Origin of the sequence: Micromonospora sp. NPDC051925 (assembly GCF_044548625.1) — a bacterium.
In the GTDB taxonomy this organism is placed as follows: domain Bacteria; phylum Actinomycetota; class Actinomycetes; order Mycobacteriales; family Micromonosporaceae; genus Micromonospora.
Genome location: NZ_JBIUCH010000008.1, coordinates 181,371 through 202,132 on the forward strand (window position 1 = coordinate 181,371; position 20,762 = coordinate 202,132).

Below are 20,762 nucleotides of genomic sequence, written 5' to 3' on the forward strand. Positions count from 1 at the left end.
CGCCTCCTGACAGGGCAGATCCCCTGGTACGGGGGGTAGTCTCGGGCCCACCATGGCCGAAGAGAACGGTCCTCGCGGACCAGACGTGAGTATGGTCGCCGAGCTGGACGCCGCGACGGGGGCCCTGCTGTCCGTGTGGGAGGCGGCCCGGGAGAGCACCACAAGTCGGCTGTCCAGCGCGCAGCTCCGCGCCGTCATGGTGGTCGAACGGTACGACGGGATCAATCTGCGCCGGCTCGCCGCCCTGCTGAACATGCTGCTCTCCTCGGCGAGCCGGCTCTGTGACCGGCTGGTCGCCGCCGGCATGATCGAGCGGGAGCCGGGCCGGCTGGACCGGCGGGAGATCGCCCTGCACCTCACCCCGGAAGCTGTTCGCCTGCTGGGTGAGCTGCGCCGGGACCGCCGACAGCGGCTCGCCGACGTACTGGCCGAGATGAGCGGCGAGGGGCGGCAGGCGTTGCTGCACGGTCTCGTGGAGTTCGACCGGGTGGCGCGGGCCCGGGAGCGGGCGACCGGGCCGGTCGTCGAGTTCCCGTCGGCGTCGGCCCCGCCCCGGGCGTCCTCGGACGGCCCGCCGACGGTCCGCTCGGCCTGACCCCGCAGCCCGGCGCGGATCCGCCGGGGATCGCCCGGCGGGCAAGCGGGGGTCACCCCGGGCCGGACAACCATCCCGACGGGCGGGCGATGATCCGGCGGACCACCGAACCGGCTCCACCGACGGTGGCGGACTCGGCCCCGAGCGCCGCCGGGCGGACCGTCACCGGGGACCACCCGCTGGTGAGCACCCGGTCGTCGAGTTCGGCCAGCACCGGCGGGCACAGCCACTCCGCGAGGGTCGCGTATCCGCCGCCGAGCACGACGGTGTCCAGGTCGAGCAGGTTCACCACTCCGGAGACGGCGACCCCGAGGGCGGTGCCGGCGGCCCGCAGCGCGGCGAGCGCGGCGGGATCGCCGGACCCGGCCAGGTCGGCCAGCCGGCGGGCGGCGGTGTCGGCCGGCAGGTCCGCGCCGGCCAGCCCGGCCGCCGCCAGCACGGCTTCCTGCCCGGCGTACGTCTCCAGGCAGCCCCGGGCGCCGCAGCGACAGGTGGGGCCGCCCGGGTCCACCGGTACGTGGCCCAGCTCGCCGCTCCAGCCCCGGGAGCCCCGGAACAGCGCCCCGTCGAGCACGATCCCGGCGCCGATGCCGATTTCGCCGGAGACGTGCAGAAAGCTCTCCGGCCCGCCGGGGCGGGCGTGCAGTTCGCCCAGCGCGGCGAGGTTCGCCTCGTTCTCCACCACCAGTGGTGGCACCCCGTCGACCGGGTCGGTGAGGGCGGGGTGGCCGGTGAGCAGGCCCGGCACGTCCACGTCCCGCCAACCCAGGTTGGGGGCGAGCCGGACCAGCCCTCGGGCGTCGACCAGACCCGGTACGGCCAGGGTCGCCCCGGCCAGGGTGAGCCCGGCGTCCTCGGCGGCGGCGCGGGCCCGGCGGGCCAGGGCGACCAGGCCGGTGAGCGCGTCGGTGGGGGACAGGGGGCGCAGGTCGATCCGGCGTACCTCGTGGTGCCGGACGGCGCCGGTAAGGTCGACCACGCAGGCCGCCAGGTAGTCGACGTTGACCTCCAGCCCGAGCCCGGCCGGCCCGGTGTCGCCGAGCAGCAGGCCCCGGGCGGGGCGGCCGGCCCCGGTGCGGGGGGCGGGGTCGGCCTCGGTGACCAGCCGTCCGGCGATCAGGTCGTCGACGACGGCCGACACGGTGGCCCGGGTCAGGCCGGTGTCGGCGGCGATCTCGGCCCGGGAGGGCGGCCGGCCGGTGGTGGCGATCCGCCGCAGCACCACGGCGAGGTTGAGTTCGCGCAGGCTGCCCTGGCGGACCGCGCCGGCGGTCCGGGTGTCGGTCACCCCTTGACAGTGCCACAGCCCGGCCATTTAATTCAACCACTGAACAAATTGCGGACGACACCCGCCACCATCATCACCACCGGAGGTCTGCCATGGCACCCCGTCCCACCCCTGCCGACAAGTTTTCCTTCGGGCTCTGGACGGTGGGCTGGCAGGCCCGTGACCCGTTCGGCGACGCCACCCGCCCCGAGCTGGACGCCGTCGAGGCCGTGCACCGGCTCGCCGAGCTGGGCGCGTACGGCATCACCTTCCACGACGACGACCTGATCCCGTTCGGCGCCGACAACGCCGCCCGGGAGGCCCAGCTCGCCCGGTTCCGCAAGGCGCTCGACGAGACCGGCCTGGTCGTGCCGATGGTCACCACCAACCTCTTCACCCACCCGCTGTTCAAGGACGGCGGTTTCACCAGCAACGACCGCGACGTCCGCCGCTACGCGCTGCGCAAGGTGCTGCGCAACGTCGACCTCGCCGCCGAGCTGGGTGCCAAGACCTTCGTCATGTGGGGCGGCCGGGAGGGCTCCGAGTACGACGTGGCCAAGGACATCCGGGCCGCGCTGGACCGCTACCGGGAGGCCGTCGACCTGCTCTGCCAGTACGTGGTGGACCAGGGCTACGACCTGCGGTTCGCCATCGAGCCCAAGCCGAACGAGCCGCGCGGCGACATCCTGCTCCCCACCGTCGGGCACGCGCTGGCGTTCATCTCCGAGCTGGCCCGGCCCGAGATGGTCGGCCTGAACCCGGAGGTGGGGCACGAGCAGATGGCCGGCCTCAACTACGCCCACGGCATCGCCCAGGCGCTCTGGCAGGGCAAGCTGTTCCACCTCGACCTCAACGGCCAGCGTGGCATCAAGTACGACCAGGACCTGGTCTTCGGCCACGGTGACCTGATGAACGCGTTCGCGCTGGTCGACCTGCTGGAGAACGGCGGCCCCCAGGGCGGCCCGGCGTACGACGGCCCGCGCCACTTCGACTACAAGCCCTCCCGCACCGAGGACATCACCGGGGTGTGGGCGTCGGCCGAGGCCAACATGCGCACCTACCTGCTGCTCAAGGAGCGGGCGGCGGCGTTCCGGGCCGACCCGGAGGTGGCCGAGGCGCTCGCCGCCAGCAAGGTCGCCGAGCTGGCCAGCCCGACGCTGAGCCCGGGTGAAGGATACGCCGACCTGCTCGCCGACCGGTCCGCGTTCGAGGAGTTCGACGTGGACGGGACGGCCGCGAAGGGCTTCGGCTTCGTCCGGCTCAACCAGCTCGCCGTCGAGCACCTGCTCGGCGCACGCTGAGGCGGCCCGCCATGCCGCTCGTCGCGGGGGTGGACTCGTCCACCCAGTCCTGCAAGGTGGTCGTCCGGGACGCGGAGACCGGCGCGCTGGTCCGCCAGGGCCGCGCGCCGCACCCGGACGGCACCGAGGTCGACCCACGGGCCTGGTGGGATGCCCTGCTGGCCGCCATCGAGGCGGCCGGCGGGCTGGCCGACGTGGCGGCCGTGGCGGTCGCCGGCCAGCAGCACGGCATGGTCTGTCTGGACGAGGCGGGTGAGGTGGTCCGGCCGGCGCTGCTGTGGAACGACACCCGCTCCGCCGACGCCGCCCGGGACCTGATCGCCGAGGCCGGCGGTGCGGAGACCGGCCGCCGGTTCTGGGCCGACGCGGTCGGCTCGGTCCCGGTGGCCAGCTTCACCGCCACCAAGCTGCGCTGGCTGGCCCGGCACGAGCCGGAGCAGGCCGCCCGGGTCGCCGCGGTCTGCCTGCCGCACGACTGGCTGACCTGGCGGTTGGCGGGTGCCCCCGGACTGGCGGCGCTGCGCACCGACCGGGGCGACGCCAGCGGCACCGGCTACTGGTCCCCGGCCACCGGTCAGTACCGTTTCGACCTGCTGGAACGGGCGTTCGGCCGGGTCGTCACGGTGCCCACCGTGCTCGGCCCGGCCGACCCGGCCGGGGTGCTCGACCCGGCCGGGAACGCCCTGCTCGGCACCGGGACCGGCGCGGGGGAGATCCTGCTCGGCCCCGGCACCGGGGACAACGCCGCCGCCGCGCTGGGGGTCGGAGCCGGGCCGGGCGACGTGGTCGTCTCGATCGGCACCTCCGGCACGGTCTTCGCGGTGGCGGACACGCCGGCTGCCGACGACAGCGGCGCGGTGGCCGGCTTCGCCGACGCGACCGGCCGGTTCCTGCCGCTGGTCTGCACGCTCAACGCGGCCCGGGTGCTCGACTCGGCGGCGACGCTGCTCGGCGTCGGCCTCGACGAGCTGTCGGAGCTGGCGTTGAGCGCCCCGCCCGGGTCGGACGGCCTGGTCATGGTGCCGTACCTGGAGGGGGAGCGGACCCCGGACCGCCCCACGGCCACCGGCTCGGTGCACGGCCTCACCCTGCGCACCGCCACCCCGGCCCACCTGGCTCGGGCGGCGGTGGAGGGGATGCTCTGCGCGCTGGCCGACGGTCTCGACGCGCTGGTCGCCCAGGGGGCCACGGTCGAGCGGGTGATCCTGGTCGGCGGCGGCGCGCGCTCGGCGGCGGTCCGCCGGATCGCGCCGCAGGTCTTCGGCCGTCCGGTGGTGGTGCCCCCGCCCGGGGAGTACGTCGCCGACGGCGCGGCCCGCCAGGCCGCCTGGGTCGCCCTGGGTGGGGCGACGCCGCCCACCTGGGCGCCGAAGGACACCGAGGAGTACGCGGCGGAGCCCGTCCCCGCCATCCGGCAGCGGTACGCCCAGGCCCGCGACCACACCCTCGACCGGGTGGCCACGGCCGGGGAGTGACGGCCCACCGACGTCGTCGGCCGGCGACCGACCCACGGGGGTCACCGGCCGACGACCGGTCCGTCCGGCACCGGCCGACGACCGGCTCACGGGGGTGGTCGTCGGGCCGTGACCCGCACCTGGTTTGCTGCCGGACATGACCGGCAGCAGGATCCCCCGGCGTGGGAACGCGGCACACCGCCTCTACAGCGTCGTGGTGTTCGTGGTGCTCGCCTCGCTGGACAACGTGGCGATCGGCCTGGTGCCTCCGTTGTACGGGCCGATCTCCGGGGCGCTGGGCGTACCGCAGCGGCTGCTCGGCCTGGTCACGGCGGTGAGCTTCCTGGTCAGTGCGGTCGCGGCGGTGGCCTGGGCGTACGTCGGCGACCGGACCAACCGCAAGCCGTTGCTGATGGTGGGCACGTTGGTCTGGGCGGCCGGCACCGGTGGCAGCGCGCTCGCCACCGGCTTCTCGACGTTCCTCGCCGCGCAGTTGGTCGCCGCGGTCGGGCTGGGCGCGGTCGGATCGGTCGGGTTCTCGGTGGTCACCGACCTGATCTCGCCGCGCCGGCGGGGCCTGGTGATGAGCTTCTGGGGGCTGTCCCAGGGGGTCGGCACGTTGGCCGGCACGCTCACCGGCGGGTTGCTCGGGGCCACCGACTGGCGGCGACCGTTCCTGCTGCTCACCGTGGTCGGGCTGGCCGCCACGGTGGCCTACCTCCTCACGTACGACATCCGGCGTGGGCAGAGTGAACCGGAGTTGGCCGAGGCGATCGACGCCGGTGCCGAGTACGACTACCGGATCACCCGGGCCGACCTGCCGCGCATCCTGGACCGGCGGACCAACCGGTGGTTGATCCTCCAGGGCCTCACCGCGCAGGCGGCGTTCGGCTCGCTGGTGTGGCTGCCGGTGCTCTTCGCCGAGCGGGCCGAGGACCAGGGCTACTCGGCCGCGACGGCGGTCGTGGTGGGCAGCGTCTTCGCCACCCTGTTCCAGCTCGGTGGGGTGTTCTCCATCGTCGGTGGGCTGGCCGGAGACGCGCTGCAACGGCGTACCCCCCGGGGGCGGGCCCTGGTCGCGGCGGTCGGCGTCCTCGCGGCGCTGCCGTTCTACCTGGTGCTGTTCTTCGTCCCGATCCGGATCGACGTGCCCGACGGCGGCGGCACCGGCGCAGTGGTGGGCGCGGTGCTGGCCAGCGTGGTGACCGAGCCGACGGTCGGGCTGAGCCTGCTCACCGCCGTCGTCGCGTTGGCGCTGACCTCGGCGAACTCGCCGAACTGGTTCGCCCTGATCGCCGACGCCAACCCGCCGGAGCACCGGGGCACCGTCTACAGCCTGGGCAACCTGGTCAACGGGGTCGGGCGGGCGGCCGGCAACGGCCTGGTCGGGGTGGTCTTCCACGCGCTGCGGGCGGCCTTCCCGCCGCCGCTGAACTATGCGGTCGGGCTGGCCGCGTTCCAGCTCTTCTTCATCCCCACCGGGCTGATGTACTGGCTGGCCTCGCGCACCTCGCCGCGCGACATCGAGGCGGTACGCGACCTGCTGCACCGCCGCGCCGACCGCCTCTGAACATCCTCCCCGCCCGCTGTAGCCTGCCCTGCTTTCTCTTGCCCTGCCCTTGCTCACCCTGCCTCTCTCCTGCCCTTGCCCTGCTCTTTCTTGCCCTTCCCCTGCCTTGCCTTCCCTGCTCTTGCTTGCCTTACTCAGCCGGCTGCCCTGCTCCTGCCTGGCGGTCTGCCGTCGCCGGCCTGCCCGTCTCGACTCTGCCGAGAACCTGCTGTCGCTCGACCGCCTGCTGTCGCTCGACCATCGGTTGTTGCCCGGATGTCTACTGTTGTCGATGTCTTTTGTTGTCTGATCTGGGCTGTTGCGTCGACGCCCTGTTCGCCGTCGGCGCGGCTCCGTCGGAGTAGGACATTGCTCCCTCGCGTCCTTTCGAGCTGATGACGGCAACGAGTCAACAACTGGGCGATCCGCCAACCCCCGCTGGGTATCGATGGTCAGCTAGAGTTTCTCGGGTAGGTCCAGTTCGTCAATGATGGTGTGTGTCGCCGCCGTCACGACTTGGGTACGACCTTCCTCCGGCGTTCCGCCTTCGTGCCCCGCGAATCGTTGAGCCGGCTCCTGCCGGTGCGCCCCGGCCTGACGCCTGTGCGTTCTGGCCTGACGCCTGTCCGCCCTGGGCTGCGATGCCTGTCCGCCACCCCCGTCCCTGCCGCAGAGCGGATCTCGGACCTGAGAACGGAACACCATGACCTCTGTCCACCGTGGCCTGGTCGTCATCACCGGCGGTCCCGGAGCCGGCAAGACCACCCTGGTCAACCTGCTGCACGAGGCGGGGTTCGCCACCGCGCCCGAGGCCGGGCGGGCGATCATCCAGGACCAGACCGCAATCGGCGGCCCGGCCCTGACCGACCCGATGCTGCGCGCCGAGCTGGACCTGTGTTGGGATCTGCGCTCCTACCGTTGGGCGCTCACCCAGCCGGCACCGGTCTTCTTCGACCACGCGTTGCCTGGCCTGCCCGTCCACTACCGGCTGAGCGCCAGGTCGGTGCCCGCACACGTCGAGGCGGCGATCTCGGTCTTCCGGTACCGGCCGCAGGTCTTCCTCGCGCCGTGGTGGCCCGAGATCTACCGCAACGACGCCGAGCGACGGCAGAGTCTCGCGGAAGCCCGGCAGACCCACGAGGCGATCGTCGAGGCCTACCGCCAGCGCGGCTACCAGTTGATCGACCTGCCCCGTGCCGAACCCCGAGCGCGACTGCGCTTCGTGCTCGATAGCCTCGGTGCTCCTCGGGGGACATGGTGAGCATGTCCCCGGTGCCGCCCGCTGAGGCGGTGCCCGCTCAGCGGTCGGCCCGCTCAGCGGTCGGCCCGCTCAGCGGTCGGCCCGCTCAGCGGTCGGCCCGCTCAGCGGTCGGCCCGCTCAGCGGTCGGCCCGCCCAGCATCCCGCCTTCCCAGCAGGCTGCACGCCCAGCACGTCGCCCGCTGAATCGTTGACGACATCAGCTCCAAAGGACGTGTATGGAGTAGTGCCCCCCAGCGGGCCCAGCCATCGGCGAGCAGGGCTGACCTGCGCCTGCGCCTGCGCCTGCACCGGTCGGTCAGCAGCCCGGGATGCCACCAACACCACTGTCGGCAGGGCCTGCTCCGGCATCGGCCTGATCAGCCGGAGGGCTCGACGACAGCATCGGCGCGACCGCCCGACCCGTCGGCGGTCGCGCCGCCGTCGGGGAACGACGCCGACGTCGCGCACCGGGTGCGGCGTCGGCGTCCGGCACTGTCCGGTAGGTGTGCCGATGGCCGCCGCGTCGGAGGGCGGCGCTGTCCGGGCAGGTACGCCGATGCCCGCCGGACGGCACCGGCGGGCATCGGGTCGGTCGGGGCGGGGATCAGTTCAGGGGCGGACCCAGACCGTCACGTCGGTGGGTACCCGGCCGTCGGCGTCCAGTGGCGCGCTGCTGTGCAGCAACTCCCCGGCCGGTGGCGGCACCGCGGTGGCACCGAAGTTGGTCAGCACGGTCAGCCCGGCGTTGCGGAAGGTCAGCACCTCGTCGCCGGAGGAGAGCCACGCCAACGTGCCCCGGCCCAGGCCGTACTCGCGGCGCAGCCGCAACGCGGTCCGGTACGTCTCGTACGTCGAGCCGGGCACGCCCTGCTGCCGGTCCAGGGCGTACTCGGCCCAGAGCGGTGGCTGCGGCAGCCAACTGGCGTCGGTCGGGCCGAAGCCGTACGACGGGGCGTCGGCCTCCCACGGGATCGGCACCCGGCAGCCGTCCCGGCCGCGTTGGGTGTGACCGCTGCGTTCCCAGGTCGGGTCCTGCCGGGACTCGTCGGGCAGCGTGGTGTGTTCCGGCAGCCCCAGCTCCTCGCCCTGGTAGAGGTAGGCCGAGCCGGGCAGGGCCAGCATCAGCAGGGTGGCCGCCCGCGCCCGGCGCAGGCCCCGCGCGGCATCGGGTTGGGGGTCGCCGACGCCGATGCCGTTGGGTCGGCCACCCTTGACCGACAAACCCATCCGGGAGGCGTGCCGGATGACGTCGTGGTTGGAGAGCACCCAGGTGGTGGGGGCACCGACGGCGTCGGTGGCCTCCAGTGAACGGGTGATCACCGCGTACTGGGCGGGAGCCGTCCAGGGGGCCAGCAGGTACTCGAAGTTGAACGCCTGGTGCATCTCGTCCGGGCGTACGTAGCGGGCGATCCGTTCGGCCGGCTCCACCCACGCCTCGGCGACCAGGATCCGCTCGCCGTCGTAGGAGTCCAGCACCCGCCGCCAGTCCCGGTAGATCTCGTGTACGCCGTCCTGGTCCCACATCGGCGGGCGCGGCTTGTCCACCTCGCTGCCGGAGAGGATCTCCTGCGGCTCCTCCCAGTTGGCCAGGTCGGCCTGCTTGATCAGGCCGTGCGCCACGTCCACCCGGAAGCCGTCGACGCCCCGGTCCAGCCAGAATCGGAGCACGTCCAGGAACTCGGCGCGGATCTCCGGGTTGTCCCAGTTGAGGTCGGGCTGAGCGGTGTCGAACAGGTGCAGGTACCACTGGCCGGGCCGGCCGTCGGGTTCGACGAGCCGGGTCCAGGCGGGGCCGCCGAACACGCTCTGCCAGTCGTTCGGCGGCTCGGCGCCATCCGGGCCGAGTCCGTCGCGGAAGACGTACCGGGCCCGTTCGGGGCTGCCGGGGGCGGCGGTGACGGCGGCCCGGAACCACTGGTGCGCCGACGAGGTGTGGTTGGGCACCAGGTCGACGATGACCTTCAGGCCCTTCGCGCGGGCCTCGGCGATCAGCGTGTCGGCGTCGGCCAGGCTCCCGAAGAGCGGGTCGACGTCGCGGTAGTCGGCGACGTCGTACCCCGCGTCGGCCTGGGGCGACGGGTAGAACGGCGACAGCCACACGGCGTCGACACCCAGCTCGGCCAGGTGCCCCAACCGGGCGGTGATGCCGGGCAGGTCACCGATGCCGTTGCCGTCGGAGTCGGCGAAGGACCGCGGATAGATCTGGTAGATGACGGCCTCGGTCCACCAGCCGGGGACCACGCCCGCGGACTGTTCCTGCTGCCTCGCGTCGGTGTTCAGAGCCTTCTCCCTGTGTCGAGCCTTCTGATCCGTGTCGAGCCCGGACTGTCTCGAGCCCGGACTGTGTCGAGCCGTCGCCTGTGTCGAGCCCGGACTGGTCGAGCCTGTCCGGCCGGGTCCAGCGGTGCGGTCGGATTCGTTCAGTGTGCCCGTGGTGGCCCGGTCGACTCCCGCACCACCAGCCGAGTGGGCAGGATCACCGGCGGGCTGGCCGCGACGGTGGCCGCGGGGTCGACGCCACGCGGGGCCGGCACCCGGTCGGTGGACGGGTCCACCGTGCCCAGCGGGTCGAGCAGCAGCCGGGCGGCGAGCCGGCCCTGCTCGGCGGCGGGTTGGGCGATGGTGCTCAACCCGAGCACGCCGGACAGGTCGTGGTCGTCCACGCCGATCACGCTGACGTCCTGCGGAACCCGCAGCCCGGCGTCCCGCAGCGCGGTCATCGCGCCCATCGCTATCTCGTCGCAGGCGGCGAAGATCGCCGTCGGTGGTTCGCCCCGGGCCAACAGTTCGACGGTGGCCTGGTTTCCGCCGTTGATGGTGAACTGCGACTCCATGTCCAGGCTGGGGTCGGGGCGCAGGCCCGCACGGCGCAGCGCCTCCTGGTAGCCCCGGCGACGGTCGGTGTGGGTGGTGAAGGCCAACTCGTCGTTCGGATCGCCGGAGATGTGGGCGATCCGTCGGTGGCCCAGGTCGATCAGGTGTCGGGTGGCCGTCCGGGCCGCCGCCACGTCGTCGATCCGGACACAGGGCCAGCCCGGCACCGTGCTGCCGGAGCTGATCGTGATGCCGGGCAGGTCCAGCTCGGCCAGGGCGGTCAGGTCGGCCGGCCGCAGCGGGGTGGCGACCAGCATGATCGCGTCCACCCGCTTGTGCAGGTTGGCGGTGCGCAGCACCCGTTGCCGGACCTGCTCGCGCCCGCCAAGGTTGTAGAGCAGCAGGTCGTAGCCGGACTGGTGGAGGGTTTCCTCGACCGCTTCCACGACGGTGCCGAAGAACCAGCGGGTGATCCGGGGGACCACCACGGCGACCGTGCCGGTCCGGCCGCCGGCCAGCCGGGAGGCGCTCGGCGAGACCGCGTACTGGAGCTGTTCGGCGGCGGCGAGCACCCGGCGGCGCGTCGCGGCCGACACCGTCGGCAGGCCGCGCAACGCCCGGGAGACGGTGGCGGTGGAGACCCCGGCCAGCCGGGCCACGTCGTCGATCCTCGTCACGCTTGAGTTCCCCCGCTCCGCGCCGACCTGCGCCGCCGCCCGGTGCTGCCGGGCGGCGGCGCAGGTTGTCAGCCCTTGACGCTGCCGGCGAGTAGACCGCGCACGAAGAAGCGCTGAAGCGACAGGAACACGACCAGCGGTACGACGATCGAGACGAACGCGCCGGCCGTGAGTCGCTGCCACTCGTTGCCCCGGCTGCCGGCCATCTCGGCGAGTCGGACGGTGAGCGGGGCGGTCTCGTTGCCGCCCCCGGCGAAGATCAGCGCGACCAGCAGGTCGTTCCAGACCCAGAGGAACTGGAAGATGCCGAACGCCGCCAGCGCCGGGGTGATCAGGGGCAGCACGATGGTGCGGAAGATCTTCGGGTGGGTGGCCCCGTCGACCCGGGCCGCCTCCATCAGGTCCTTGGGCAGCTGCGCGATGAAGTTGTGCAGCAGGAACACCGCGAAGGGCAGGGCGAAACAGGTGTGCGCGAACCACACCTGGGCGAACTTCTGCTCGTCCACCAGGTCCCAGGCCGGCAGCAGTTGCACGCCGGCCACGGTGACCCCGGTGGAGAAGAACTTCAGCAGCGGCACCAGGGCCATCTGCAACGGCACGATCTGCATCGCGAAGATCGCGATGTAGAGCCAGTCCCGTCCCCGGAAGTTGATCCAGGCCAGCGCGTACGCGGCCAGCGAGGCGAAGGCCGTGGGGAAGAGCACCGACGGGATGGTGATGGCCAGCGAGTTGATGAAGTAGCTGGCCAGTTGCCCCGACGACGAGGAGGACCCGAAGAGCACGTCCTGGTAGTTGTCCAGGGTGAACTGCGGGTCTCTGAAGAACGTCCACCAGCCGGTGGTCTTGATCTGGTTCTCCGGCCGGAACGAGGAGACGAGGAGGCCGAAGGTCGGGATCGTCCAGAACAGGGCGATGACGATCGAGACCAGCGTTGCGGTGCGGCTGTTCAGCCGTTTGCGGACCCGGCCGGCGGCGGTGGTCTCCCGGGTCGCCTGGGTGCCGGTCGGCACGGTGGGCGTGGCGGTGGTCATCTCAGCCCTCCCGCTGCTGACGCAGGTTGCGGATCTGGTAGATCACGATCGGCACGACCAGGATGAACAGGAAGACCGCCAGGGCGGAGCCCTGCCCGGCCTCGCCGTACCGGAACGCCTGGTTGTACATCTCGTTGGCGATCACGCTGGTGTCGTAGTTGCCGTTGGTCGCGGTCCGGACGATGTCGAAGACCTTCAGGGTGGCGATCGACAGCGTCACCACGACCACGATCAGCGCCGGCCGGATCGCCGGCATGGTGATCTGCCAGAACATCTGCCACGGGGTGACGCCGTCGAGGCGGGCGGCCTCGACGATGTCGGCGGGAATGGCCTTGATGGCGGCGGAGAGCACCACCATCGCGAAACCGGCCTGGATCCACACCATGATGACGATGAGCAGCAGGGTGTTCAGCGGTGAGTCGAGCAGCCACTGCCTCGGCTCGCTGCCGAAGCTGACCACGATCTGGTTGAGCAGACCGATCTGCTCCTGCCCGTCGCCGCGGTAGGCGTAGACGAACTTCCAGATGATGCTGGCGCCGACGAACGAGATCGCCATCGGCAGGAAGATCAACGACTTGGCGACGGACTCGAACCGGGCCTTGTCCACCAGCACGGCGTAGAGCAGACCGAACGAGGTGGCGACCAGCGGGACCAGCAGCACCCAGGTCAGGGTGTTGAGCAGGACCCGGACGATCGAGTCGTCGGAGAACATCCAGCCGTAGTTCTTCAGCCCCACCCATTCGGTGCTGCCCGAGTCCATGAAGGAGAGCAGCGTGGTGCGGATCGCCGGCATCACCAGCCCGACGGAGAGCAGCAGCAGCGTCGGCAGCAGGAAGAAGAGCGCGAACAGCCCTTCCCGATCCTTGCGCCGGCGGGGCAGCGGGGTGCCGTTGGTCGCGGCGGCGATCAGCTGCGCCTCCCGGCGGCGGGCGAACCAGGCCGGCACCACGTCGAGGAGCAGGAGCAGACCGCCCACCACCGCGACGAAAGCGATCAGCCCGTACATCAGCATGAGGAACTTCGGCTGTTCCTCCGCGAAGTCGAACTCCATCGACCCTCCTTCAAGGGTTCGGTCGAGGACGGTGGCCCGGTCCGGGTGGGACCGGGCCACCGCCGCAGATCACTTCCAGCTGTTCTCGATGCCGCCCAGCACGGTGGCGGTGTCCTTACCGTTGAACCACTGGATCATGCCCTTCCAGAAGGTGCCCGAGCCGACCGCGGCCGGCATCAGGTCCGAGCCGTCGAAGCGGAACACGGTCTTCGGGTCCTGGAGGATGCCCACGGAGAGCTTGTCCACCGGGTTCGGCACGTTGGCCAGGTCGAGCTTCTTGTTCGCCGACACCCAGTCGCCGATCTTGGCGCGGCTGTTGGCGTACTCGCCGGAGGCCAGGTAGGTCTGGACCGCCTGGACCTCGGGACGGTCGGCGAAGGCCGCGACGAACTCGCCGCCGCCCAGCACCGGCTTGCCCTTGGCCGGGTCGATGGCCGGGAAGTAGAACGCGAAGACGTCGCCGTCCTCGGCCACCTTGGTGCCCTTGGGCCACTGGTTGGCGTAGAAGGACGCCTGGCGGTGCAGGGCGCACTTGCCGGTGGTGATCGGGACGCCGGCCTCCTGGAAGGAGGTGGTGGCGATGCTCTTCACGCCGCCGAAGCCGCCGTTGACGTACTTCTCGTTCTTGAGGATGGTGCCGGCCCGGTCGAGGGCGTCGGCGACCTTCGGGTCGTTGAACGGGATGCCGTGGGTGGTCCACTGGTCGTAGACCTCGGGGCCGGCCGTGCGCAGCAGCACGTCCTCGATCCAGTCGGTGGCCGGCCAGCCGGTGGCTTCCTGGGACTCGATGCCGGCGCACCACGGCTTGGTGCCGCCTGCGGCGATCTTGTCACTCAGGGCGATGAGCTCGTCCCACGTGGTGGGGACGGTCCAGCCCTTCTCCTTGAACGTCTTCGGCGAGTACCAGACGAAGGACTTGACGTTCGACCCCAGCGGGGCGCCGTAGAACTGGCCGTTCACGGTGCTGTACTTCAGCCAGTCGGGGGAGAAGTTCGCCTCCGCCTCGGCCTTGGTGTCGGCGCTGGCCGGCTTCACCTTGCCCGAGTCGACGAACCGCTTGAGCAGACCGGGCTGCGGGAAGAAGGCCAGGTCGGGGGCGTTGCCGCCGTCGACACGGACGCTGATCTGGGCCTCGAACTCGCCGGAGCCCTCATGGTCGATGTCGATGCCGGTGCAGTCCTCGAACTGCTTCCAGGACTCGGCGAGGCGGTCGGCCTCGATTTCCCGGATCGACGAGTAGGCAGTGACCTTCTTGCCGTCGTGGTTGCCGTACTTCTCGTATGCGGCGCACTCCGCGGAACCCGCGTTGCTGCTCTTCTTGTCGTTGCCGGTGCCACAGGCGGCGGCGCCGAGCGCCAGCCCCAGCACGCCGGCGATCGCGAGAGCCTGGCGTGATCTGGCAAACGCCATGCCGTTCTCCTTCCTTGCCGGCGCATCCACAGGTGGGGGAACCCGACGCCGGTCCGATGAGTCGTCACCACATGTAAGCGCTTGCATCCCGTTCGGTCCACCCCCCTGGTGGACACGGCCCGGTAACAATCCCGAAACCCCCTCACGGGCGATGGGTGCGCTCCCACCCGTGCTCGTCGGGGTACGGGGGGACAGGGGGTCCGGTCGCTTCCCATCGATGGCGATATCTGCCACCCTCGGGGTAGGGCATTGAAGGATCTCAACATCGTAGGTGTTGGATGCGTAGACGGCGGTGGAGCGTGGTGGCGGCGGCCCTGCTCATCACCGGGGCCCTGGTCCCGGCGAGCCCGGCGTGGGCCGCGCCCACGTTCAAGGTGCCCTTCCCGTGCGACCAGTCCTGGTCCGGCCAGACCCGCTCGGACCACAGCCCGGCGTACGCGGTGGACTTCAACCGCACCGACGACCTCGGCGACCCGGTGGTGGCCAGCGCCCCCGGCACCGTCGACCGGGTCACCGACCTCGGCGGGACGAGCTACGGCAAGTACGTCCGGATCGACCACGGCGGCGGCTACACGACGTACTACGCCCACCTCAACGGGTTCAACGTCTCGGTCGGCCAGAGCGTCGGCTACGGCAAGGTGATCGGCTGGGTCGGCAGCACGGGTGGCTCCACCGGCCCGCACCTGCACTACACCTACGGGACCAGTTCGATCTGGGACCGGATCGGCTCCGGCCGGTTCATCGCCGACGCCTACGTCTACACCGGCCACGACGGCTACATCCCGAACGTGCCCCGCTGCTGAAACCCGGGTCACCGGGCCGGGCCCGCGCTGCTCCGGCCCGGTGACCCGGTCAGCTGTTGAGCTGCCAGATGGAGAGGTTCAGCGCGGCGGCGAAGGTGACCCAGGCCCAGTAGGGCAGCAGCAGGGCCGCCGCCGGCCGGGAGATCCGCCAGAAGGCGGCCACCGTGACGGCGATCGCCAGCCACATCAGCACGATCTCGGCGAACGCCAGGCCGTAGCGGCCGGCGCCGAAGAAGAGCGGGGTCCAGATCGCGTTCAGCACCAACTGGAGCGACCAGGCCCAGAGCGCGGGACCGAAGCCGGCCCGCCGCCAGACCGACCAGCCGGCGATCGCGATCAACGCGTAGAGCAGGGTCCAGACCGGGCCGAACAGCCAGGAGGGCGGGGCCCAGCCCGGCTGCCGGAGCGCGGCGTACTCGTCGGCGGTGCCGGACACCCCCAGCCCGCCGATCGCGGCGGCGACCGCGACGGCCACGCCGAAGCCGAGCAGCGCCCACAGGGTCCGCGCGGTGCCGGTCCGCCGGTCGCTCCGGGTTGTCTCCATGGTCGAGATGTTTCCCCGGTACGCCGTGGCAAACCCCTGCCGTCCGCCGACCGAACCCGACGTCGCCCGGCGGACGGCATGACGCCGGGGTCGTCGGCGCCGGGCGCTCCTGTCTGGGAGGACGGAGGCCCGGGGGCGACGACCCCGGCGGGTCAGGTGCGGACCGGCGTCAATTGAAGATGCTGACACCACCCGGGCCGACCAGGAGGCCGACCACGATGAGGACGATGCCCCACAGGATCTGCCGGCGGAACAGCGCGAGGATGCCGGCGACCACGAGTACGACTGCGAGAATCCAGAGAATCAGCTCCATGGCTGCTGGATACCCGGCGGCCCGATCCCGAAAACCTGCTTCTCAGTCGATCTGATCTCCCAGGTGGAAGACGCTGTACGCCTGTTTGATGACCGGGTGGGCGACGTTGCGCACCCGTACGCCGCCGGGGGTGGTGCCGCGCTCGGTGCCGGCGTGCGCGTGCCCGTGCAGGGCGAGCGCCGTCGGCGCCGAGTCGATCGCCTGACCGAGCTGGTACGACCCGAGGAACGGGTAGATCTCCAGCGGCTCACCGGCCAGCGTGTCCGGCACCGGGGCGTAGTGGGTCAGCGCGACGAGCAGGTCGCAGTCCAACCCGCGCAGCGCCTCCCCGAGCGCCGCCGAACTCTCGTTGGTGGTGCGGACGAAGGACTTCATCTCCGGTTCGCCGAAGTCGCTGGCGCACCGGCCGGCGAACCCGCCGCCGAAGCCCTTCACCCCGGCCACGCCGAGCCGACCCGCGGTGCACTCCACCACGGTGCCGGTGCCCTCCAGCACGGTGATCCCGGCGTCTTCCAGCACGTTCACCAGCTGCGGCACCTGGTCGGACTGGTGGTCGTGGTTGCCCAGCACGGTGATCACCGGCACCCCGAGGCCGCCGAACTCCTGTGCGACGCAGCGGGCCTCGGACTCGGTGCCGTGCCGGGTCAGGTCACCGGCGAGCAGCAGCACGTCGGCGCAGTCGGGCAGCTCCTCCAGGGCCGGTCGGAACCGGCCCACCACGTCGGAGTCCAGGTGGACGTCGCCGACAGCGGCGATCCGGATCATCGGGTCCTCCTCACGGCAACTCCTCGACCTGGCTCGGCGCCTGGGCGCGGATCACCCCGATGTCACTGGTGATCGCCTCGTCCGGGAACCGCTCGGCCACCCGCCGCAGGATCTCCGCCCGCCGGTGCGGGCTCTCCACCTCGCCGGTGAGGACCAGGCCGCGCTCCCGGCGGACCACGGTGATCCCCTGCTCGGCGACGTCCGGGTCCTCGGTGAGTAGCCGTTGGATCTCCGCCTCGACGTACTCGTCCGGCGGGCCGACGCTGCGCTCGGTCACGGGATCTCCCTTTCCTCGGGGATGCGGGCGTACGGCACCGGCGTGCCCCCGTAGGGGACGACGTCGAGCCGGTCCAGCAGCATCAGGAACGCCTCGGCGTACGGGGAGTGCTGGGTCTCCTTCCGTACCCGTTCCCAGTCGATCTGTTCGCGCAGCGACCGGGCCAGCGGCAGGCCCCGGGCGAAGTCGCAGTAGTGCTGGGAGAAGCTGAGCAGCTTGTGCACCATCAGCCGGGTCGCCGACAGCACCGGCATGTGGATGGCGTCCACCGGGCGGATCACGGTGTCGGCGAGGGTCTCGTGGGTCACCGGGGTCTCCACCGGCCGGTGGATCAGGTCCACCATCCGCCCGTCGTCGTAGACCTTGACCAGCCAGTCCTCCGGCGGGCGCTCGGCGGTGAAGCCCTCGTCGGTCAGTGCCTGGAGGGCCCGTTCGACGTCCGCCTCGGGAAGCAGGAAATCCACGTCGTGCTCGCTGGAGTGGCCGCCGTGCGCGTAGACGGCGAAGCTGCCGCCGAGCGCGAAGGGGATCTCGTTCTGCTTGAGCACGGCGGCGACCCGCTTGAGGGTGTGCAGGAGGCTGACGTCCCCGCGCTCGGCCATATGGTCTCTCCCGTCATGGATGGTCGGTGGGAAATGACGTTGCGTACCCTGCTGTCCGCCCACCCACACCTGCGCCGGGGCGACGATCCGGTCATCACGCCCGGCAGGGGATCAACCGGGCAGGGAGAAGCGTGGGTCGGATAGCGTGGGGAGGGTGGCCAGATCACGGCGTGCGACCGACGGCGGGGCCCGACTGCGTCGCGTCGCGTTGATCGGCATCGACGGTTCGGGCAAGACCACCCAGGCGCACCGCCTCGCCGCCGCGCTCACCTCGGCCGGGCGACCGGCCACCTACCACCGGAACGCGGGCGGTCGGCGCTGGCTCGGCCGGGTCGCCCACCGGTTCGGCCGCTCCGACCCGCAGCTCCTGGTGGGCCGTAACGGGATGCTCGCCGTGGAGTCGGTACTGCGCTGGCTGGCCATCGCCGCCGCGCTGCTGAGCTGCCTGGTGACCGGTCGCACCGCGGTGATGGACCGCTACTCCGCCTGCCAGTACGCCAGCATCCGGGCGCACGGCGGGCAGCGGTGGGAGCGGCTGGCCCGGGTCGGGTACAAGGTCTTCCCCGCACCGCAGGTCACCTTCCTGCTCGCGGTCGACCCGGTCGAGGCGTACCGGCGGATCGAGCGGCGGGGCGAGGACCACGAGACGATGGGCTGGTTGACCGCCGCCGACGCGGCCTACCGGTCGCTGCCCGAGTACCCGGGCTTCGTGGTGGTCGACGCCGGTGGCGGGCCGGACGAGGTGTCCCGGCGGATCCGGGCGCACCTGGCGCGCTGGCTGCCGCCGGAGGAGGCCGGGCCGGCGGTCGACAATCCGCCGGACGACACCGGCCCGTCCGCCCCGGAGGGCGACGACGGGGCCCGGGAGCCGGTGGCGGCTCAGGCCCGACCGTAGACCGAGCCGATTCCACCGGACCGGCGGAGGCGCGTCAGGCTGCGGAAATGAGAGCCTGTGCCGGAACGCCCCCCGGCCCCGGGGGGATACTTCCTGTCGGATACGCGTGGTCATGGTTGACGCTCGCGGCTCATGAAAGTAAGTTTCATCCGTGGCGAAGAGTCCGAAGATTTCTGTGAGTCACGAGCCGGGTGGACTGATCGTCCACATCAGTGGCCTGCTCCCGTCGCTGTCCCCCGCCGAGCAGCGGGTCGCCCGGCTGGTCGTCGCCGACCCGGCCGACGCCGCCCGACGGACCATCACCGACCTCGCCACCGCCGCCGACACCTCCGAGGCCACGGTCATCCGGTTCTGCCGGTCCGTCGGCATGGACGGCTATCCGCAGCTACGCATCCGGCTCGCCGCCGAGGCCGCCCGCCGGGTCGAGCCGCCGGACGCCCGGGTGGTCGGCGGCGACATCCCGCCCGGCGCCGACCTGGCCCAGATCATCGCCACCATCGCCTTCAACGACGCCCGCGCCGTCGAGGAGACCGCCGAGCAGCTCGACCCGGCCGTCTGCGAACAGGTCGTCGAGGCGATCGTCGCCGCCGGCCGGATCGAGGTCTACGGCGCCGGCGCCAGCGGCTTCGTCGCCTCCGACTTCCAGCAGAAGCTGCACCGCATCGGCCGGATCGCCTTCTCCTTCCCGGACGTGCACTCCGCGCTGACCTCCGCCGCCCTGCTCGGCAGGGGTGACGTGGCGATCGGTATCTCGCACACCGGCACCACCTCGGACGTGATCGAGGTGCTCGAACAGGCCCGGTCCCGAGGCGCGGTCACCGTCGCGCTGACCAACTTCCCCCGGTCACCGATCACCGAGGTCGCCGACTTCGTCCTCACCACCGCCGCCCGCGAGACGACCTACCGCGCGGGCGCGATGGCCAGTCGGCTCGCCCAGCTCACCGTGGTGGACTGCCTCTTCGTCGGAGTGGCCGCCCGGAACCGGACCCGGGCCCGGCGGGCGCTCGAGGTCACCGCCGAGGCGGTGCGAACACACCGGGTCGGCGGCAGCCGGAGGCGCTCGTGACCGCCGGCCCGGTCGGGCCGGACGGCGTGGGGGAGCAGCGGGGCGGCGAGGGCGTGGTCGACCTGCACCCGGTGGTCCGCGTCGGTGCCCCCACCGAGCGGCGCAACCCGCACAGCACCGACCTCGACCTGATGTCGACCCGGGACGTGCTCACCGTCATCAACGACGCCGACCGGCGGGTGCCGGCGGCGGTGGCCGCCGTCCTGGACGAGATCGCGGTCACTGTCGACCTGGCGGTGACCGCCCTGCGCGGCGGGCACCGGGTGCACTACTTCGGGGCCGGCACCTCCGGCCGGCTCGGGGTGATCGACGCCGCCGAACTGGCCCCCACCTACAACTCCCCGGGCGGCTGGTTCTGCGCCCACCTGGCCGGCGGCCCGGACGCGATGTGGCACGCCGTGGAGGACGCCGAGGACGACCTGCGCGGCGGCGCGGCCGAGGCTGCCGAGTGCGTCGTCGCCGGGGACCTGGTCGTCGGGTTGGCGGCCAGCGGACGCACGCCGTACGTCCTCGGGGCGCTCGGTGCGGCCGGGGACCGGGGTGCCGCGACGGTGCTGCTCTGCGCCAATCCGGAGGTCAGGGCCGCAGCCGAGGTGGACGTGTTCATCGGGGTCGACACCGGCCCGGAGGTGGTGACGGGTTCGACCCGGATGAAGGCGGGCACCGCACAGAAGTTGGTGCTGAACACCTTCTCGACGGCGGTGATGGTGCGTCTGGGGCGGGTCTACTCGAACCTGATGATCGACATGGTCGCCACCAACGCCAAGCTGCGGGGCCGCATGATCTCCATCCTGATCGAGGCCACCGGGTGCTCCGAGGAGGTCTCCCGGCGGGCCCTGCACGAGGCCGACGGAGACCTGAAGACCGCCCTCGTCTCGCTGCTCTCCGGCGTAGAGGTCGACGCGGCGCGGGCCGCGCTGGCCCGCGCCGCGCACCAGGTCCGCGGTGCCATCGCCCTGCTCGCCTCCTGACTTCCTCCCGGTGGCGTGCCGAGGTCCGCCGTCCGGGGGTGACGGAGAACACCGCGCCGGGGGGACGTCCGCCACGCCACGGATTGTTGTTCGGGGCGTGGGGTAATCCAGGACCGCTGGATGAACCAACCGGTCC

19 protein-coding genes and 1 pseudogene are annotated in these 20,762 nt (G+C 72.0%); 9 read left to right on the forward strand and 11 right to left on the reverse strand.

The window, feature by feature from the left end; translation table 11 throughout:
* The first annotated feature begins 91 nt into the window (after nucleotides 1-91).
* Entirely contained in the window at nucleotides 92-595 is a 504-nt protein-coding gene (locus tag ACIG87_RS13120; RefSeq protein WP_396850834.1) for a MarR family winged helix-turn-helix transcriptional regulator, read from the forward strand.
* Between the two features lie 52 nt (nucleotides 596-647).
* On the opposite strand, the gene ACIG87_RS13125 is transcribed toward ACIG87_RS13120, so the two are convergent.
* A complete protein-coding gene (locus tag ACIG87_RS13125) occupies nucleotides 648-1,910 on the reverse strand; it encodes an ROK family protein (RefSeq protein WP_396850719.1) in 1,263 nt (420 codons plus the stop codon).
* Between the two features lie 65 nt (nucleotides 1,911-1,975).
* Here ACIG87_RS13125 and xylA point away from each other — a divergent pair, with 65 nt between their 5' ends.
* The 4 genes from xylA to ACIG87_RS13145 all read left to right on the forward strand — a co-directional run bounded on the left by xylA (nucleotide 1,976) and on the right by ACIG87_RS13145 (nucleotide 7,427).
* Nucleotides 1,976-3,163, forward strand: a complete 1,188-nt coding sequence (gene xylA / locus ACIG87_RS13130) for a xylose isomerase (RefSeq protein ID WP_396850720.1) — start codon at nucleotides 1,976-1,978, stop codon at nucleotides 3,161-3,163.
* An 11-nt stretch (nucleotides 3,164-3,174) separates the two neighbouring features.
* A complete protein-coding gene (xylB, locus tag ACIG87_RS13135; RefSeq protein ID WP_396850721.1) occupies nucleotides 3,175-4,638 on the forward strand; it encodes a xylulokinase in 1,464 nt (487 codons plus the stop codon).
* 136 nt (nucleotides 4,639-4,774) lie between these two features.
* Nucleotides 4,775-6,187, forward strand: coding sequence for an MFS transporter (locus tag ACIG87_RS13140; protein ID WP_396850722.1), 1,413 nt, complete (start codon nucleotides 4,775-4,777; stop codon nucleotides 6,185-6,187).
* Between the two features lie 682 nt (nucleotides 6,188-6,869).
* Nucleotides 6,870-7,427 (forward strand): AAA family ATPase, encoded by a 558-nt coding sequence (locus tag ACIG87_RS13145; RefSeq protein ID WP_396850723.1) that lies wholly within the window; start codon nucleotides 6,870-6,872, stop codon nucleotides 7,425-7,427.
* A 589-nt stretch (nucleotides 7,428-8,016) separates the two neighbouring features.
* Here ACIG87_RS13145 and ACIG87_RS13150 read toward each other — a convergent pair.
* The 5 genes from ACIG87_RS13150 to ACIG87_RS13170 all read right to left on the reverse strand — a co-directional run bounded on the left by ACIG87_RS13150 (nucleotide 8,017) and on the right by ACIG87_RS13170 (nucleotide 14,390).
* The gene (locus ACIG87_RS13150; protein ID WP_396850835.1) at nucleotides 8,017-9,687 is read right to left on the reverse strand and encodes an alpha-amylase family glycosyl hydrolase; all 1,671 of its coding nucleotides are present in this window, start codon (nucleotides 9,685-9,687) and stop codon (nucleotides 8,017-8,019) included.
* A gap of 140 nt (nucleotides 9,688-9,827) precedes the next feature.
* Nucleotides 9,828-10,898 carry a LacI family DNA-binding transcriptional regulator gene (locus ACIG87_RS13155; RefSeq protein ID WP_396850724.1) on the reverse strand — a complete coding sequence of 357 codons (1,071 nt, stop codon included), beginning with the start codon at nucleotides 10,896-10,898 and terminating at the stop codon, nucleotides 9,828-9,830.
* A gap of 68 nt (nucleotides 10,899-10,966) precedes the next feature.
* Complete coding sequence (locus tag ACIG87_RS13160) at nucleotides 10,967-11,929, reverse strand: carbohydrate ABC transporter permease (RefSeq protein WP_396850725.1); 963 nt, start codon at nucleotides 11,927-11,929, stop codon at nucleotides 10,967-10,969.
* 1 nt (nucleotide 11,930) lies between these two features.
* On the reverse strand, nucleotides 11,931-12,980 hold the full coding sequence (locus tag ACIG87_RS13165) for a carbohydrate ABC transporter permease (protein WP_396850726.1): 1,050 nt from the start codon (nucleotides 12,978-12,980) through the stop codon (nucleotides 11,931-11,933).
* Between the two features lie 69 nt (nucleotides 12,981-13,049).
* Nucleotides 13,050-14,390, reverse strand: coding sequence for an ABC transporter substrate-binding protein (locus tag ACIG87_RS13170; RefSeq protein WP_396850727.1), 1,341 nt, complete (start codon nucleotides 14,388-14,390; stop codon nucleotides 13,050-13,052).
* A 278-nt stretch (nucleotides 14,391-14,668) separates the two neighbouring features.
* Here ACIG87_RS13170 and ACIG87_RS13175 point away from each other — a divergent pair, with 278 nt between their 5' ends.
* The gene (locus ACIG87_RS13175) at nucleotides 14,669-15,193 is read left to right on the forward strand and encodes a peptidoglycan DD-metalloendopeptidase family protein (protein WP_396850728.1); all 525 of its coding nucleotides are present in this window, start codon (nucleotides 14,669-14,671) and stop codon (nucleotides 15,191-15,193) included.
* A gap of 49 nt (nucleotides 15,194-15,242) precedes the next feature.
* On the opposite strand, the gene ACIG87_RS13180 is transcribed toward ACIG87_RS13175, so the two are convergent.
* The 5 genes and pseudogenes from ACIG87_RS13180 to ACIG87_RS13200 all read right to left on the reverse strand — a co-directional run bounded on the left by ACIG87_RS13180 (nucleotide 15,243) and on the right by ACIG87_RS13200 (nucleotide 17,694).
* A complete protein-coding gene (locus tag ACIG87_RS13180; RefSeq protein WP_396850729.1) occupies nucleotides 15,243-15,737 on the reverse strand; it encodes a TspO/MBR family protein in 495 nt (164 codons plus the stop codon).
* A 169-nt stretch (nucleotides 15,738-15,906) separates the two neighbouring features.
* On the reverse strand, nucleotides 15,907-16,050 hold the full coding sequence (locus ACIG87_RS13185) for a GPGG-motif small membrane protein (protein ID WP_007464364.1): 144 nt from the start codon (nucleotides 16,048-16,050) through the stop codon (nucleotides 15,907-15,909).
* A pseudogene (locus ACIG87_RS13190) lies at nucleotides 16,041-16,815 on the reverse strand (metallophosphoesterase). Before ACIG87_RS13190 ends, ACIG87_RS13185 begins: the two are co-directional and overlap by 10 nt.
* 10 nt (nucleotides 16,816-16,825) lie before the next feature.
* Nucleotides 16,826-17,092, reverse strand: coding sequence for a hypothetical protein (locus tag ACIG87_RS13195; RefSeq protein ID WP_396850730.1), 267 nt, complete (start codon nucleotides 17,090-17,092; stop codon nucleotides 16,826-16,828).
* On the reverse strand, nucleotides 17,089-17,694 hold the full coding sequence (locus tag ACIG87_RS13200) for a nucleotidyltransferase family protein (RefSeq protein WP_396850731.1): 606 nt from the start codon (nucleotides 17,692-17,694) through the stop codon (nucleotides 17,089-17,091). Before ACIG87_RS13200 ends, ACIG87_RS13195 begins: the two co-directional genes overlap by 4 nt.
* Nucleotides 17,695-17,848: 154 nt before the next feature.
* Between ACIG87_RS13200 and ACIG87_RS13205 the strand changes: the two genes are divergently transcribed.
* The 3 genes from ACIG87_RS13205 (at nucleotide 17,849) to ACIG87_RS13215 (ending at nucleotide 20,626) form a co-directional block, all read left to right on the forward strand.
* Nucleotides 17,849-18,589, forward strand: coding sequence for a dTMP kinase (locus ACIG87_RS13205; protein WP_396850732.1), 741 nt, complete (start codon nucleotides 17,849-17,851; stop codon nucleotides 18,587-18,589).
* Between the two features lie 151 nt (nucleotides 18,590-18,740).
* Nucleotides 18,741-19,655: a MurR/RpiR family transcriptional regulator gene (locus tag ACIG87_RS13210; protein WP_396850733.1), complete on the forward strand. Its 915-nt coding sequence runs from the start codon at nucleotides 18,741-18,743 to the stop codon at nucleotides 19,653-19,655.
* Nucleotides 19,652-20,626: an N-acetylmuramic acid 6-phosphate etherase gene (locus ACIG87_RS13215; protein WP_396850734.1), complete on the forward strand. Its 975-nt coding sequence runs from the start codon at nucleotides 19,652-19,654 to the stop codon at nucleotides 20,624-20,626. Before ACIG87_RS13210 ends, ACIG87_RS13215 begins: the two co-directional genes overlap by 4 nt.
* The last annotated feature ends 136 nt before the right edge of the window (nucleotides 20,627-20,762 follow it).